General features: G+C 70.9%; 15 protein-coding genes and 1 riboswitch. Of the genes, 8 read left to right on the forward strand and 7 right to left on the reverse strand.

From position 1 onward, the window contains the following. Positions 1 to 242 precede the first annotated feature (242 nt). The 5 genes from ACFYR3_RS18570 to ACFYR3_RS18590 all read left to right on the forward strand — a co-directional run bounded on the left by ACFYR3_RS18570 (position 243) and on the right by ACFYR3_RS18590 (position 5,866). The gene (locus tag ACFYR3_RS18570; RefSeq protein ID WP_355842255.1) at positions 243 to 980 is read left to right on the forward strand and encodes an ATP-binding cassette domain-containing protein; all 738 of its coding nucleotides are present in this window, start codon (positions 243 to 245) and stop codon (positions 978 to 980) included. Next, the gene (locus tag ACFYR3_RS18575; RefSeq protein WP_355842258.1) at positions 962 to 2,638 is read left to right on the forward strand and encodes a hypothetical protein; all 1,677 of its coding nucleotides are present in this window, start codon (positions 962 to 964) and stop codon (positions 2,636 to 2,638) included. The genes ACFYR3_RS18570 and ACFYR3_RS18575 overlap by 19 nt, the downstream gene beginning before the upstream one ends. 118 nt (positions 2,639 to 2,756) lie before the next feature. After that, positions 2,757 to 3,164: a VOC family protein gene (locus tag ACFYR3_RS18580; RefSeq protein ID WP_355842261.1), complete on the forward strand. Its 408-nt coding sequence runs from the start codon at positions 2,757 to 2,759 to the stop codon at positions 3,162 to 3,164. Between the two features lie 736 nt (positions 3,165 to 3,900). Then, entirely contained in the window at positions 3,901 to 5,016 is a 1,116-nt protein-coding gene (locus ACFYR3_RS18585; protein ID WP_355842264.1) for a Rossmann fold nucleotide-binding protein, read from the forward strand. 157 nt (positions 5,017 to 5,173) lie between these two features. Continuing rightward, positions 5,174 to 5,866: an LAETG motif-containing sortase-dependent surface protein gene (locus ACFYR3_RS18590; protein WP_389283886.1), complete on the forward strand. Its 693-nt coding sequence runs from the start codon at positions 5,174 to 5,176 to the stop codon at positions 5,864 to 5,866. 112 nt (positions 5,867 to 5,978) lie between these two features. On the opposite strand, the gene ACFYR3_RS18595 is transcribed toward ACFYR3_RS18590, so the two are convergent. From ACFYR3_RS18595 to rlmN, 4 genes are all read right to left on the reverse strand, one after another. Beyond that, positions 5,979 to 7,001: an ABC transporter ATP-binding protein gene (locus ACFYR3_RS18595; protein WP_355842270.1), complete on the reverse strand. Its 1,023-nt coding sequence runs from the start codon at positions 6,999 to 7,001 to the stop codon at positions 5,979 to 5,981. After that, positions 7,002 to 8,714: an ABC transporter permease gene (locus tag ACFYR3_RS18600; RefSeq protein ID WP_389283888.1), complete on the reverse strand. Its 1,713-nt coding sequence runs from the start codon at positions 8,712 to 8,714 to the stop codon at positions 7,002 to 7,004. Beyond that, positions 8,690 to 9,781, reverse strand: coding sequence for a thiamine ABC transporter substrate binding subunit (locus tag ACFYR3_RS18605; protein WP_389283890.1), 1,092 nt, complete (start codon positions 9,779 to 9,781; stop codon positions 8,690 to 8,692). The genes ACFYR3_RS18600 and ACFYR3_RS18605 overlap by 25 nt, the downstream gene beginning before the upstream one ends. A gap of 77 nt (positions 9,782 to 9,858) precedes the next feature. Then, a riboswitch (TPP riboswitch) is annotated at positions 9,859 to 9,964 on the reverse strand. A gap of 40 nt (positions 9,965 to 10,004) precedes the next feature. Further along, the gene (gene rlmN, locus ACFYR3_RS18610; RefSeq protein WP_355842273.1) at positions 10,005 to 11,111 is read right to left on the reverse strand and encodes a 23S rRNA (adenine(2503)-C(2))-methyltransferase RlmN; all 1,107 of its coding nucleotides are present in this window, start codon (positions 11,109 to 11,111) and stop codon (positions 10,005 to 10,007) included. Positions 11,112 to 11,222: 111 nt separating this feature from the next. Here rlmN and ACFYR3_RS18615 point away from each other — a divergent pair, with 111 nt between their 5' ends. Continuing rightward, on the forward strand, positions 11,223 to 11,465 hold the full coding sequence (locus ACFYR3_RS18615) for a hypothetical protein (protein WP_355842276.1): 243 nt from the start codon (positions 11,223 to 11,225) through the stop codon (positions 11,463 to 11,465). Between the two features lie 288 nt (positions 11,466 to 11,753). On the opposite strand, the gene ACFYR3_RS18620 is transcribed toward ACFYR3_RS18615, so the two are convergent. Continuing rightward, positions 11,754 to 12,227 (reverse strand): carboxymuconolactone decarboxylase family protein, encoded by a 474-nt coding sequence (locus tag ACFYR3_RS18620; RefSeq protein ID WP_389283893.1) that lies wholly within the window; start codon positions 12,225 to 12,227, stop codon positions 11,754 to 11,756. A gap of 197 nt (positions 12,228 to 12,424) precedes the next feature. Here ACFYR3_RS18620 and ACFYR3_RS18625 point away from each other — a divergent pair, with 197 nt between their 5' ends. Together ACFYR3_RS18625 and ACFYR3_RS18630 are read left to right on the forward strand one after the other, a co-directional pair. Continuing rightward, positions 12,425 to 12,769, forward strand: a complete 345-nt coding sequence (locus tag ACFYR3_RS18625) for a DUF6233 domain-containing protein (protein ID WP_355842282.1) — start codon at positions 12,425 to 12,427, stop codon at positions 12,767 to 12,769. 56 nt (positions 12,770 to 12,825) lie between these two features. Next, the gene (locus tag ACFYR3_RS18630; protein ID WP_355842530.1) at positions 12,826 to 13,074 is read left to right on the forward strand and encodes a hypothetical protein; all 249 of its coding nucleotides are present in this window, start codon (positions 12,826 to 12,828) and stop codon (positions 13,072 to 13,074) included. A gap of 54 nt (positions 13,075 to 13,128) precedes the next feature. Here the strand turns inward: ACFYR3_RS18630 and ACFYR3_RS18635 are convergent, their stop codons facing one another. Beyond that, positions 13,129 to 14,268, reverse strand: coding sequence for a phosphatidate cytidylyltransferase (locus ACFYR3_RS18635; protein WP_355842285.1), 1,140 nt, complete (start codon positions 14,266 to 14,268; stop codon positions 13,129 to 13,131). Next, positions 14,268 to 14,825: a ribosome recycling factor gene (gene frr, locus ACFYR3_RS18640; protein ID WP_037625129.1), complete on the reverse strand. Its 558-nt coding sequence runs from the start codon at positions 14,823 to 14,825 to the stop codon at positions 14,268 to 14,270. Before frr ends, ACFYR3_RS18635 begins: the two co-directional genes overlap by 1 nt. Positions 14,826 to 14,836 lie beyond the last annotated feature (11 nt).

The following is a 14,836-nucleotide window of genomic DNA, read 5'->3' on the forward strand; positions in this document are numbered from 1 at the left end:
GATTGCTGGCTCACGCCGCTCGGTCGCGCAGCGAACGATCGAGCCTCACGCGATCAGCACCAGCCGGGTTGAGACCAGCCCGGACGGCAGAAACGCCTAGGAGGTAGCGCGTGCTTGGTTCTCGCGACGCACTGTCCGCAACACCCGCTACCCGCGACTGTGCGCGTGTCTGATGGGTCCTGCCTTCGTTCCCTCGTACGGGGACTTCGCACGGCAAATCTGATCTGAACGAGGTGTACGCGATGGTGGCCCCGCCGGACAACGACGTGCTCTGGGCACGCGCCCTGCACGTCAAGCACAACGGCTCGCCCGCGCTCAGCGGTGTCTCGCTCGGCGTCCGTGAGTGCGAGATCCTCGCCGTCGGCGGCCCGCGCGGCAGCGGCAAGACGACTCTCCTCCAGTGCCTGTCCGGCCAGTTGCTGCCGCAGCAGGGTGAGGTCTGGTTCAACAGCTCGCCCGTGCACACCATGGGTCCGCTCACCCGCGAGCGGCTGCGCCGGGACCGCTTCGGATGGATCGACCCGTTCCCGATGCTGATCCCCGAGCTGAACGCCTGGGAGAACACCGCCCTCCCGCTGATGCTGCGCGGCTGGGCCCGCCGGGCCGCCAAGACCGCCGCCCTGGAGTGGCTGGAGCGCCTGGACATCGGCGGCTGCGCCCGCAAACGCCCGCACGCCCTGCTCCAGGCCGAACGGCAGCGCGTCGCCATCGCCCGCGCGCTCGCCCCCACCCCCACCGTGCTGTTCGCCGACGAGCCGACGGCCCCGCTGCACCGCGCCGACCGCGCCCAGGTGCTGCGCACCCTCACCACGGCGGCCCGCTCGCACGGCATCACCGTCGTCCTCGCCACCCACGACGCCGACACCGCGGCGCTCGCCGACCGCACGGTGTCGCTGCTCGACGGACGGCGTGTGAACACCGTCCACCTGCCCCCGGTCGCCGAGACGGAAGGCCGGGCCGCGTGCTCGCTCTCCGTCTAGCCCGCGGCGGCCACCCCCTCGTCCAGCTCCGTCGGCTCCTGGTCGCCGCCGCCTCCGCGGGCACCGGGTTCCTGCTGCTGTGCACGCTGGGTTACGCGATGAGCCATCCGGACGCCTCGGCCGCCGGCGCGCTGCGCCTGGCCTGGTGCGTCGCGCCCCTCGCCGCCACGGTCTACTTCGCCGTCGCGGTGGCCCGCACCGACCCCGCCACCCGCCCCCGCCCCGGGCTGTCCGCCATCGGCCTCGGTCCTGGCCGGCTGATGGCCATCTCCGCCGTCACCACGGCCCTGTCCACGCTTTTCGGCTCGCTGCTCGCCCTGCTCCTCTTCCTCCACCTGCGCGGCGACCTGACCGGCATCCCGTTCGGCGGCGCGGCGACGGACTTCCTCGCCTCCGGCCAGTCCCTGCCCCTGCCCGCGGCCCTGACGCTGCTCGCCCTGGTGCCGATCGCGGCCTCCGGCGCGGCCGCCGTGGTCCTGCGTCCACGGCGCGGCGGTCCGCAGCGCACCGTGTGGTCGTACGGCCGTACCTGGATCTCGGCACGGCAGAACGCGATCGCGAGCGCTCCGCAGCGCGGGACCCGGAGCGGCGGACGGCCCACGGGCAGCGGTGGCGGCACGCCCGCGGCCTCCACCACGACCGGCACGGCCGCCTCCACCGTGACTGTCACGGGTGACGGGTTCACCGTGACCGGTACGGGCGACGGATTCCGGGACGGGTCGGCGGACACCGACGGCGGCGCCCTGCCGCAGCCCGACCCGCGAGCCCCGGGAACGGACGGCTCCGACGGCCCCGACTTCCACTGGACCGCCGAGGCGTACGCCGGTGGGGAGACCGCCCAACGGGTGGGCACCCACGACCGTTCGGGCGCCATCGCCCGCAGGCCCCAAGGGACGCCCGCCTCGTACGAAGCCGCGGACCGGTCGTACGAGGGTGTGGACAGGTCGTACGAGAGTGTGGACGGGTCGTCTGAGGGTGCGAAGGCGCCCGAGGCGCGCCCGGACCGGCATCGGGCCGCCGAGGCCGACTCCCGTCGGCTGCCGCCCCCTGAGGCCTCCCCCAACGGCCTGCCCTGGGGCGCGGCCACGCTGGCGGCGGGGCTGGCCGTGGAGACGTACGCGAGCCGTTCGGGGCCCGCACCCGCGCTCGCGCTGCCCGGCGGATTCGTCGGCGGTCCGGCCGGGGTGCTGCTCGGCTGGGTGCTGACGGCGGTCGGTCTGGCGCTCGCCGGGCCCGCGATCACCTATCTGTGCGGGCGGCTGCTCCAGGCCGTACGTCCGGGCGCGCTGCGACTACTGGCCGGGCGGGTGCTCCAGGCGGAGGCGCGGCGCATCGGGCAGCCGCTGGGTGTGGTGTGCGCGGTGGCGTCGGGCGGGTTCGACATGACGACGCTGTACACCGGAGCCCGGCCCGCCTTCGGCCCGCTGACCACCCTCGGAGCCCTGCTGGTCGCCGGTTGCACGCTGCTGACACTGGCGACCGCCGCCGTCGAGGCGAAGCAGGTCCGCGCGGACACCACGGCGGCCCTGCTGCGACTGGGGGCGCCCAGCGCGTTGCTGCGCGGCGCCGCGGCCCTGCGCGCCGGGGTGCTGTTCGTCGCCTTCGCCCCGCTGACCTGGGCGGTCGCCGAGCTGGCCGCGCTTCCTCTGATCAGCTGATCCGCCCGCGGAACGCTCCGCCCGATCCCCGGGGAAAAAGTCCGCGCCGGGCGATGATTTCCGGACGGGCCTCCGGTCTATCCCTGCGAACGGCACAACACTGACGGGAGACCCTCGCATGTACCAGCAGATGATCTTCGTGAACCTGCCGGTGTCCGACGTGGACACCTCGAAGAAGTTCTTCACGGAGCTCGGCTACACGATCAACCCGCAGTTCTCCACCGACGACTGCGCCTGTGTGGTGATCAGCGACACGATCATCGCGATGATGCTCAGCAAGCAGCGCTACGCGGACTTCACCAAGAAGCAGATCGCGGACGCGACGAAGACCAGCGAGGTGCTGCTGTGTCTGAGCGCCGAGAGCCGCGAGAAGGTCGACGAGCTGGTCGACGCCGCCATCGCGGCGGGCGGCTCGGGGACCGGCGAAACGCAGGACCAGGGCTTCATGTACGGCCGCGCCTTCGACGACCCGGACGGCCACACCTGGGAGGTCATGTGGATGGACCCGGCGGCGGTCCAGGGCTGAGCCCCACCGACCCGGTCGACGTTCCGGGGCCGGCGCGCGGTACAGGGGTCCGCGCGCCGGCCCCGCGGCGTCTTCCGAGAGGCCCCGGCCATGGTCTCGGCGCCCGCCGCGTCACCTGGCGGAGCATCACCCGCACACCGGACACCCCCGGATGACACGACAACAGGCAAGCCCCCGCCCCCGGCGCCGCGAACCCGGGCCCACGACACCGGAATCGAGCGACACAGACCAGGCACGAGTCGCCCGGAACCCGGGCGCAGGACACCGGTATGGGGCGACACAGGCGCGAGTCGCCCCATACGGGACGACGGTCCCTGACCCGGGTCGCCGGTGCCGGGCACGGGACCCCGTGCGGATGCCGTGGACCGGACGCACGGGTCACCCTGCGGACACCCCGGCACCCCGGCCCCCCGGCACCCGGCACCCGGCACCCGGCACCCGGCACCCGGCAATAGTCCCCGCGTGAACGCCCCGGACCCGGGCACGGGTCACGGTGCTGGACGACGGCCCCGGGCGCAGGGCACTGCGGACCCGGACGCGAGTCACCGTGCCCGACGCCGCGGAACCAGGCGCAGAGCGCGTGCCCACGCCCCCGACCGCGGGTGCAGGTCACCCTGCGGGCGCCCCGGACCCGGAGTGCGGGCCCCTGCGGACGCCCCGTGCACGGGGCGCGTGTCGCGGTGCCGGATGCCTCGGAACCGGGGGTGCTCCGAAGGGCGGCCCCTAGCATGGCCGCGTGCAGCCGACACCCCTTCACGCAGCCCATGACCGTGAGATCGAATCCCTCGCCGAGTTCGACGAAGTCGTTTCCAGAGGCGGCTCGCTCGCCCGGTTCCGTGTCCAGGCCGTCGATCTGACAGGCCGTACGCGGGATCTGCTCTCCGTGGACACCACGGGCGCCGTCTTTCTCGGCTGCCCGATGGAGCCGACGGCGGCCGAGCGGGTCCGGGCCTCGGGTGCCCTCGTCTTCCCGCCCGTACCGGGCCTCCCCCTCGACCCCTACCGGGGTCATCTCTACTCCCCCGACGAGCTCTTCGCCTCGCTCGACGCGGGGTACGAGTCGACGCCCGACGCCCGCGCGTACGCCTGGTTCCAGCAGACCAAGGCCGACGGCGACATATTCGCGTCGATGGTGCGCTCGGTCCACGACGACTCCGTCTCGGACGCGCTCGACGAACTCCTCGTCGGCGTCCGGGTGGTCGGCGTGATGGGCGGCCACGCGATGGCACGCGGCACACAGGCCTACGCGGGTGCCGCACGGCTCGGCCGCACGCTCGCGCGTTCCGGTCTCATGGTCGCCACCGGCGGTGGCCCCGGCGCCATGGAGGCGGCGAACCTCGGCGCGTACGCGGCTCCGTTCGACGACGGCATGCTCGACGAGGCACTGGGCGTCCTGGCCGCCGTCCCGTCGTTCACCCCCTCCGTCACCGAGTGGGCGCGCGCGGCGTTCGAGGTTCGGAAGCAATGGCCGTCGGGCGGCCCCTCGGTCGGCATCCCCACCTGGTTCTACGGCCACGAGCCGCCGAACGCCTTCGCCGCGCACACGGCCAAGTACTTTGCCAACGCGACCCGCGAGGACGGGTTGCTGGCCCGCTCGAACGCGGGTGTCGTCTTCCTGCCGGGCGCCGCCGGGACCGTACAGGAGATCTTCGACAACGCGACCCCCAACTACTACGAGTCGAGGGGCGAGCCCACCCCCATGGTCCTGGTGGACCGTGCGCACTGGACCGAGAAATACCCCGCCTGGGCGCTTCTCAAGTCGCTGGCCTGCGAACGGGCGATGGAGTCGCGAATCGCGCTCGTCGACCGGATCGATGACGCTCCGGAGGCACTCAAACACTTCGGAGGTTAACAACTAGGCAAAGCCAACGACCGGGCAGGGCATATGCATTGACAGCCCTTAGGCTGCGCTTATAAACCTGTGAAACTCCTGGGGGAGCTGTTGCTGGAATGATTCGCAGCAAATCTCCCAACACCCCCCGCAGTTGCGCAACCTGTGAAGGGCAATCGTGTCCATATCTCGACGCACCGCACGTTCCGTGCGAATCCTCGGCGTTGCCTCCGCCTCTGCCGCGCTCGCGCTCGGCGTCGCCGGCAACGCACTCGCTTGCAACATCGGTGACTTCTCGGCGGCCGCCACCTGTGACGGCAACGGGAAGGGCATCATCACCGTGACCGACATCGATGCCTCCGCCAAGGAAGCCACCGTCACGGTCTTCCTCGAGTCGAACGGCGCCGACGCGCACCAGGTCGGTACTGCCCAGAAGGTCACCGGCAGCAAGAACGGTGCCACCGTCTCGTTCGCGGAGGACTGGGCCCCCAAGGCCGAGTACCGCGTTCACGTCAGCGTCCCGAACATCGTGGACAAGGACATCTCGCCGAACCTGGTGGCGCAGGCCGAGGCCTGCGCCACGAAGTCGGAGTCGCCGTCCCCGTCGGAGAGCCCGAAGCCGTCGGACACCCCCTCCGCCTCGGACACTCCCTCGGACTCGGCGAGCCCGTCGGACTCCGAGAGCAGTGCCGCTCCGGCCACCCCGGGCGACAACCAGCCGTCCGCGGCCGCCGGTGAGTCCAACCTCGCCGAGACCGGCGCGAACTCCAACACCCCGATGATCGCCGGCATCGCCGCGGCGTTCGTCATCGTCGGTGGCGGAGCGGTCTTCTTCGGCATGCGTCGCCGCGGCGCCTCGAAGGCCGGCTGACGCCGACCCGCATCCTGTACGACCGTGTGGCCCGCCCCCGTCGAGGGGGCGGGCCACACGGCTGTCCGGGCCTTCGGTCAAGTGGCGTGATTCTCGGGACTCCTGGCGGCGCCTACGCCCCGAGGACGACGATCTCGGCCGCGTCGAACTCCACCCCGACCACATCCCCGGGCTCCGGCGCGTCTCGCAGCGCGCACGCCGCCTCCAGCCGCGGCGCGCCCTCCGGCTGAAGCTGTACGGCGACGTGCGTGCCCCGGAAGGTGCGTGCGGCGACCGTGCAGCGCAGCCCGTCCGCCGCGGCCACGAGACGTACCCCCGCGGGCCGTACGAGGAGCGTGCCGGGCCCCTGGGGGGCGCCCTCGGGCACCGGGACCTTGCCCCACGGGGTGTCGGCGGCGGTCGCGCTCACCGTCGCCTCGACCACGTTGTCGAAGCCGAGGAAACGGGCCACGAACGCGTCCGCGGGATGCTGCCAGACCTCAAGTGGCGTACCGGACTGGGCGATCCGCCCGTCGCGCATCACCACGACCCGGTCCGCGAGGGCGAAGGCCTCGCCCTGGTCGTGGGTGACGGCGAGCACCGTCGTACCCAACTCGCCGAAGAGGCCGCGGAGTTCGACGACCAGCCGTTCGCGCAGCGAGCGGTCCAGCTGGCCGAGCGGTTCGTCGAGCATCAGCAGACGGGGGCGCGGCGCGAGGGCACGGGCCAGTGCCACCCGCTGCTGCTCGCCGCCGGAGAGGGACGCGACGGCGCGGTCCCGGGCTCCGGGCAGACCGACGAGATCCAGCAACTCCCCCACCCGGGCCGCCCGACCGCTCTTCGACGTGCCGCGCATGCGCAGCCCGAAGGCCACATTGGCGCCCACGTCCCGCTGCGGGAAGAGCTGATGGTCCTGGAACATCAGGCCGACGCCCCGCTTGTGCGCTGGAACGGCCGCCTGGTCCCGTCCGTCCAGCACCACACGGCCCGCGTCCAGCGGCTGCAGTCCGGCCACCGTCCGCAGCAGCGTGGACTTGCCGCTGCCGCTCGGCCCGAGCACGCACACGATCTCGTGCTCGGCGACATCGAGGTCGACGGCGTCGAGCACGGGCCGCCCGCCGAAGCGTACGGTCGCGCCCTGCAGGCTCAGCAGCATCTAGAACTCCCCGGTCCGGTCGGTCCGTACCCGCTCCAACAGCAGCAGCGCCACCGCGCAGACCACCATCAGGATGGTCGAAAGGGCCATCGCCTGGCCGTAGTTGAGATCGCCCGCGCGCCCGAGCAGCTGGGCCACGGCGACCGGCAGTGTCGGGTTGTCGGGCCGTGCGATGAAGACGGTCGCCCCGAACTCCCCGAGGGAGACGGCGAAGGCGAACCCGGCCGCGACCAGCAGCGCCCGCCGCACCATCGGCAGATCGACCTCGCGCCACACCCGCCAGGGCGATGCCCCCAGCACGGCCGCGGCCTCCCGCAGCCGCCCGTCCACCGCCCGCAGCACGGGCAGCATCGTCCGTACGACGAAGGGGACACCCACCAGCGCCTGCGCCAGCGGCACCAGGATCCAGCTGGCACGCAGATCCAGCGGCGGCTCGTCCAGCGCGATCAGGAACCCGAAACCCACGGTCACCGCGGAGACGCCGAGCGGCAGCATCAGCAGCGCGTCGAAGCCCCGCATGAGACGACCGGCGCGCCGGGTGAGGGCCGCGGCGGCCAGACCGCCGATGAGCACGGCGATGGCGGTGGCGGCGAGCGCGTACTCCAGCGAGTTGCCGACCGCCTCGATCGGGGCGACGAGGAAGACACCGCCGTCGTCGTCGGCGAGCGCCCGGTAGTACCCGAATCCCGGTGCGCCGAGGGACCGCTGGACGAGGACGGCGAGCGGCAGCACGAGGAGGACCGCGATGCTCACCAGCACGCCCGCGAGGAGCGCCCACTGCCCGGCACCGCGCGGCCGGCGCGCGGTCGTCTCCGGGGCCACCAGACGCAGGGCGGTCTCCCGTCGGCGTACGGTCGCCGCGTGCACGGCGAGGATCGCGCCCACCGCCACGAACTGGACGATCGTGAGCACGGCCGCCGTCGCGAGGTCGAAGATCTCGGAGGTCTGCCGGTAGATCTCGACTTCGAGGGTCGAGAAGGTGGGACCGCCGAGGATCTGCACCACACCGAACGAGGTGAAGGTGAAGAGGAAGACCATGAGGGCGGCGGCGGCCACGGCCGGCCCGAGGGCCGGCAGCGTCACCCTGCGCCACGCCGCGAAACGCGAGGCGCCGAGCATGCGCGCGGCCTCCTCCTGGCGCGGGTCGAGTTGCGACCAGAGCCCGCCGACGGTCCGTACGACGACCGCGTAGTTGAAGAAGACATGGGCGAGCAGGATCGCCCACACCGTGGTGTCCAGCCGTACGCCCCAGAGCTCGTCGAGCAGCCCGCCCCGGCCGAGCAGCGCGAGGAACGCCGTACCGACGACCACGGTCGGCAGCACGAAGGGCACCGTCACCACGGCCCGGAGGATCTGCTTGCCCCTGAAATCGAAGCGCGCGAAGACATACGCGCCGGGGAGCGCGATCAGCAGCGTGAGCGCCGTCGAGGCGAGCGCCTGCCAGGTGGTGAACCACAGCACGTGCCGGATGTCCGGCCGGGTCGCCACGTCCCAGATCCGGCCCAGTTGCCAGCCGCCGTCCCCGTGGAGGCCGCGCGAGACGATCGCGGCGACGGGGTAGGCGAAGAAGACCGCGAAGAACGCGACGGGCAGGACCATCAGCCCGAACCGCACCGCGCTCTGCCCGCGCGCCCTTCGCGAAGCCCCGCCGGGTCCGCCGGCCTCGTCGGCCCCGCCTGCTCCCTCGGCTACTTCAGTACGAGTGAGGTCCACGACTTGACCCACTGGTCGCGGTCGGCGGCGATCTTCGCGGGCGCCAGGGTCTCGGGATCCTTGGCCTGCGGACCGAACCGCGCGAACTCCGCGGGCACCTGCGCGCCCTCACGGACCGGGTAGACGAACATGTTGAGCGGCATGTCGTCCTGGAACTCCTTGGTGAGCAGGAAGTCCAGGAACGCCTTGCCGCCCTTGGCGTTCTTGGCGTGGCTGAGCAGACCCGCGTACTCGACCTGCCGGAAGCAGGTGCCGGCCGCGACCCCGGTCGGGGCGGTGGTGGGCTTCGGCTTGGCGTAGATGACCTCGGCGGGCGGCGAGGAGGCGTACGAGACGACGAGCGGCCGGTCGGCCTTGGCCTTCTTGCCGCCGGCGGACCCGGAGAACTCGTCGTTGTACGCCTGCTCCCAGCCGTCCACGACCTTCACCCCGTTGGCCTTGAGCTTCTTCCAGTAGCCCTGCCAGTTGTCGTCGCCGTAGTGGGCGGCCGACCCGAGCAGGAAGCCGAGGCCGGGCGAGGACGTGGCGGCGTTCTCGGTGACGAGGAGGTTCTTGTACGCGGGCTTGATCAGGTCGTCGAAGGACTGCGGCGGCGCCAGCTTGTGCTCGCTGAAGTAGGCCTTGTCGTAGTTGACGCAGATGTCACCCGTGTCGATGGGCGTGACCCGGTGCTTGTCCTGGTCGGTCCGGTACTCGGGCAGGACCAGGTCCACGCCCTTGGCCGTGTACGGCTGGAACAGCCCGTTGTCGAGCGCGCGGGAGAGCAGGGTGTTGTCGACGCCGAAGAAGACGTCGCCCTGCGGGTTGTCCTTGGTCAGGATGGCCTTGTTGACGGCCTGCCCGGCGTCGCCGTCCATGAGAACGCGGACCTTGTAGCCGGACTGCTTCTCGAAGTCCTTGAGCACGCTCTTCGACACGAGCCACGAGTTGTGGCTGACGAGCGTGATCGTCTTCGGATCGCCCGAGCCGGCGGCGTCGGACGAGCCGCACGCGGACAGCGCGGGCAACGCGACGAGGCCGAGCCCGACGGCCAACACTGCGAACCGCCTGCTGCTGGTGGTGATCACTGGATTCCTCCTGGGCGACCAGGAAGAGACGCGGCCCCGCCCGGGAACTCTGACGGTTCCCGGGCAGGGCGCAACAGCTTGAGTAATGACCGAACTTCCTACCCAGAATGACCTGGGCAAGGTTCAGAGGGTCTGCGGTCTGTCCCGCACTCTCAGCGCTGTGGCGCTCCCCTGTCGGAATATGAAGATGTCGGAATATGAAGATGTACTGACTCGGCTCAGACTACCGCTCGGTCGCGGCGAGCTGACCGCACGCTCCGTCGATCTCCTGGCCACGGGTGTCCCGGACGGTCACCGGCACGCCATGGGCCGCGATGGCCTCGACGAACGCCTTCTCGTCCTCGGGCCGCGAGGCGGTCCACTTCGAACCCGGGGTCGGGTTCAACGGGATGAGGTTGACGTGTACGGGCTTGCCCTTGAGCATCCGCCCGAGCCGGTCACCACGCCACGCCTGGTCGTTGATGTCCCGGATCAGGGCGTACTCGATCGACAGGCGCCGACCGGACTTGGCCGCGTACTCCCATCCGGCGTCCAGCACCTCGCGCACCTTCCACCGCGTGTTCACGGGGACGAGGGTGTCGCGCAGCTCGTCGTCGGGGGCGTGCAGGGAGATCGCGAGCCGGCACTTGAAGCCCTCGTCGGAGAACCGGTTGATGGCGGGGACCAGCCCGACCGTCGACACGGTGATGCCGCGCTGCGAGAGCCCGAGCCCGTCCGGCTCGGGGTCGGTGAGGGCCCGGATCGCCCCGACCACCCGCTTGTAGTTGGCGAGCGGCTCGCCCATCCCCATGAAGACGATGTTGCTCAGCCGCGCCGGACCCCCGGGGATCTCGCCGTCGCGGAGCGACCGCATACCGTCGACGATCTGGTGCACGATCTCGCCGGTCGACAGGTTCCGGTCGAGGCCGGCCTGTCCGGTGGCGCAGAACGGACAGTTCATCCCGCAGCCCGCCTGCGAGCTGATGCACATGGTCACCCGGTCCGGGTAGCGCATCAGCACGGACTCGACGAGCGTGCCGTCGAAGAGCCGCCACAGGGTCTTGCGGGTGGTGTCCTGGTCGGTCGACAGGTGCCGTACGACCGTCATCAGCTCGGGAAGCAGCGCCTCCTGGAGCTTGCCGCGCGAGGCGGCCGGGATGTCGGTCCACTCCGCGGGGTCGTGCGCGAACCGGGCGAAGTAGTGCTGCGAGAGCTGCTTGGCACGAAACGGCTTCTCACCGATCGCGGCAACCGCCTCTTTGCGCTCGGCGGGAGTGAGATCGGCAAGGTGCCGCGGCGGCTTCTTGGCTCCGCGCGGCGCGACAAAAGTAAGTTCTCCGGGCTTAGGCATGGCTGTACCAGTGTCGCAGATCAACTCCGCCGGCCCAGGCCGGAGTGGGGGTGGGGGCGGTCACCCGCGGGTGCCGTCCATCAGCGGTGGTCGACCTCGGACGGCCCAGGGATGGCCGAGGTCTCGTGGAAACCGCTGTTCATCGGCGCGGTCATCACGGGCGACGACCGCGTGCGCCTTTATTTCCGTTCACCAGAGCGGGACCGCACGTACGGTGTGGACGTGCTGATCAGCCGTACGGGGCCCGGCCTGCTCGGCGCCATGGTTTCCCCCGCGTTCCTGGCGAACGAGCATCTGCATCGCCCTTCCGACGATCCGCACTGCGATGTGATCGTGGATCTCACTGACCACTGACGGACGCAGACCGGGCCGAACCGGGCTCGTCCTCGTCGGGACCCACTCGGAAGGCTCCCGCGAGCAGTGCGAGAGCTACGAGCGTGAGGTGGTTCAGAGCTGGTGTCCGGGCGGACACGCAGGCAGGTTCGCTACTTCGACAACTGCTCCGTCAGATCCACGATCAAGCCTCCCGCCCAGACAAATCCGCAGGCGGGAGGCTTGGCGGACCTTGGTCGGAGCCAGTGGGCTTTGGCCGACTCCGGCGCGCCCTGACCGGACCCGGCAGGCCCGGTCAAGGAACACCCGTTACGCGAACTGGCCGGGCCGGTAGGCGCCGGCGGGCTGCTGGACGATGACGTTGCCCCGGTTGAAGGCGTTGATGATGGAGATGCAGCACACCAGGGCGGCGAGCTGCTCCTCGTCGTAGTACTTGGCGGCGTTCGCCCAGCACTCGTCCGTGACGCCGCCGGCCGCGTCGGCGATACGCGTGCCCTGCTCCGTCAGCTCAAGGGCGGCGCGCTCGGCATCGGTGAACACCGTCGCCTCGCGCCAGGCCGCGACCAGGTTGAGGCGCACCGAGGTCTCGCCCGCGGCGGTGGCGTCCTTGGTGTGCATGTCGGTGCAGAAACCGCAGCCGTTGATCTGGCTGGCGCGAAGCTTCACCAGTTCCTGCGTCGCGGTCGGCAGGGTCGAGTCCGCGAGCGACCGGCCCGCGGCGACGATGTGCTTCGTGAACTTGGCCGCGACGGGGCTGGCGAAGAGGTTCAACCGAGCTTCCATGGTGCGCTCCTGTGTCGTTGTTCGTGGCTACACCTGGTCGACGGAACAGCTCCGCACGATGTGACACGACCGAATGTGACCTGCGTCTCCCTCCCTCGGCGCTACGGGGATCACCCGCCGTGAGGTTCGGGTCGGGACACGGGGGAACACGGGCAGGGTGCTGCCACGGCGTCTCACCAAGGCCTAGAATCGAATGCGTGTACGAAAACGTGTCCCGTCTGGAGCATCTGCGCAGCGTCCGCGCCTGGCTGCTCTGGCAACTGCGCCGCACCGACGACACCATCACCGAGCTGGAGCGACAAGAGACCGCCGCCACCCGCGCGGCCCGCACGTCACCCCCGCCGCCCCGCGGCTGGAAGCTCGCGATGCGACGTACAGGCGGCACCAGGGCCACCCCCGACGCCGTCCACACGGGCGACTGCGGCATGGCCGGGAAGAACACGAAGCCACTCGCACGTGAGCAGGCTCTCCGGGCGATCACCGAAAACGGCGTCACGGCATGCCCGTACTGCCGCCCCGACACGGATCTGGGTGTCCTGTGAACCACGAAAACGCACGGCCGGACCACGAGCACCACGAACAGACACAGGCCGACGACGTGCCCACCGCGCCCATCGTCGTGGGGCGCCCGGCCGGGACCGGCGGCCGACGCGTGACGATCCGCGGCCGGAGCGGCGGTGTCGCCCACAGCGACGCCGACGTGGTCGAGTTCCTGCGCCGCGCGGGCCTCCCGGACGCGTGGGAGTTCCTGGACGATCCGCGCTGGGTGGAGTGGCAGGACGGCCGGCCCCACGCATACGACACCACCCCTCCCGGTCACGGGGATCACGGCGAGGTGATCGGGTGACCCGAAGGGGTGGTGTCGTATGCGTGTACGTCGTCGATGTGTGCGGAAAAACGATCAGCCGGATCCGACGAAGAGCACGAGCAGCAGCCAGACGACCGGAGCCGTCGGAAGCAGGGAGTCCAGCCGGTCCATGATGCCGCCGTGGCCCGGCAGCAAGGTGCCCATGTCCTTGATGCCGAGGTCCCGCTTGATCATGGACTCGCCGAGGTCACCGAGCGTGGCGCTGGCCGCGACCGCGAGGCCGAGGATCAGCCCCTGCCACCAGGCGCCGTCGTCGATCAGGAACTGCATGCACAGCGCACCCGCCACCATCGCGAAGCTGACCGCTCCGAACAGACCCTCACGGGTCTTTCCGGGGCTGATCCGCGGCGCCAGCTTGTGCTTGCCGAAGCGCCAGCCGACGGCGTACGCGCCCGTGTCGCTGACGACCGTCAGGAGCAGGAAGGTCAGCACGCGGCGCGGGCCGTCGTCGGCCGTGAGCATCATGGCCACGAAGGTCGCCAGGAACGGCACGTAGAAGGCCGCGAAGACCCCCGCCGTGACGTCCTTGAGGTAGCCCTCGGGCGGTTCCGTCATCCGCCAGACCAGGACGGCCAGCGCGGTGAGCGCCATGGCCACCCAGGCGCCCTCGGCACCGCGCACGTATCCGGAGACGACCATGGCGGCCCCGCCGAGCGCGAGCGGCACGAGGGGCGCCTTGATGCCCTTGCGCTCCTCCAGCCGTGAGGTGAGCTCCCAGAGCCCCACCACCACGGCGACCGCTATCACTCCGACGAAGACGGCCTTGACGACGAACAACGACGCGACGATCACCGCACCCAGCCCGACGCCCACTCCTATGGCCGCGCCCAAGTCGCGTCCCGCACTCTTCTTCTGAGGTGCGGGGGCGGGCTCGGGGGCGGCGCTGGGCATGGGCTCCTGCGGGATCTGCGGGTTGTGCGACGGATCCCCGTAGGGCGCCGTCGGCGGTGTGTCGTTGCGGACCGAGGGGCCGCTCGGCCGAGCGGCCCCCTTGTCGTCATCCTGGTCTCCGCCATGTGCGGGTACGTCGGGCACGGTGGGCATGGGCCGAGTGTGCTGCGCGTCATGCGCATCGTACGTGGGACCCGCCGGGGCTGCCCCCTGGACAGGCCCCTGCTCGGACGGCCCCCAGTACCCGGCTTGTGGCGGCGCCCCCCAGGAAGAGTCGTTCATCAGACCTCGAGCAGCTCCGCTTCCTTGTGCTTCAGGAGCTCGTCCACCTGGGCGACGTACTTCGCCGTGGTGTCGTCGAGTTCCTTCTCCGCGCGGCGGACCTCGTCCTCGCCGGACTCCTTGTCCTTGACGAGCTTGTCGAGAGCGTCCTTGGCCTTGCGGCGCACGGCGCGGATCGAGACCTTGGCGTCCTCGCCCTTGGTCCGCGCGACCTTGATGTAGTCCTTGCGACGCTCTTCCGTCAGCTCGGGGAACGTCACCCGGATGATGTTGCCGTCGTTGCTGGGGTTGACGCCCAGGTCGGAGTCGCGGATCGCCTGCTCGATGTTGCGCAGCGCGCTCTTGTCGAACGGGGTCACCACGGCCATGCGCGGCTCCGGAACGGAGAACGAGGCCAGCTGGTTGATCGGCGTCAGCGCGCCGTAGTAGTCGGCCACGATCTTGTTGAACATCGCCGGGTGCGCACGGCCGGTGCGGATCGCGGCGAAGTCCTCCTTGGCGACCACGACGGCCTTCTCCATCTTCTCCTCGGCCTCGAGGAGGGTCTCTTCGATCACCACTTGCTCCT

Origin of the sequence: Streptomyces sp. NPDC005784 (assembly GCF_042871525.1) — a bacterium.
Taxonomy (GTDB): Bacteria; Actinomycetota; Actinomycetes; order Streptomycetales; family Streptomycetaceae; genus Streptomyces.

Coding starts and splice junctions, on each gene's coding strand:
- ACFYR3_RS18595 (WP_355842270.1), bottom strand. CDS start 7,001: ATGCTGCTGAGCCTGCAGGGCGCGACCGTACGCTTCGGCGGGCGGCCC.
- ACFYR3_RS18620 (WP_389283893.1), bottom strand. CDS start 12,227: ATGGAAGCTCGGTTGAACCTCTTCGCCAGCCCCGTCGCGGCCAAGTTC.
- ACFYR3_RS18615 (WP_355842276.1), top strand. CDS start 11,223: ATGGCCGAGGTCTCGTGGAAACCGCTGTTCATCGGCGCGGTCATCACG.
- ACFYR3_RS18570 (WP_355842255.1), top strand. CDS start 243: ATGGTGGCCCCGCCGGACAACGACGTGCTCTGGGCACGCGCCCTGCAC.
- ACFYR3_RS18580 (WP_355842261.1), top strand. CDS start 2,757: ATGTACCAGCAGATGATCTTCGTGAACCTGCCGGTGTCCGACGTGGAC.
- rlmN (WP_355842273.1), bottom strand. CDS start 11,111: ATGCCTAAGCCCGGAGAACTTACTTTTGTCGCGCCGCGCGGAGCCAAG.
- ACFYR3_RS18635 (WP_355842285.1), bottom strand. CDS start 14,268: ATGAACGACTCTTCCTGGGGGGCGCCGCCACAAGCCGGGTACTGGGGG.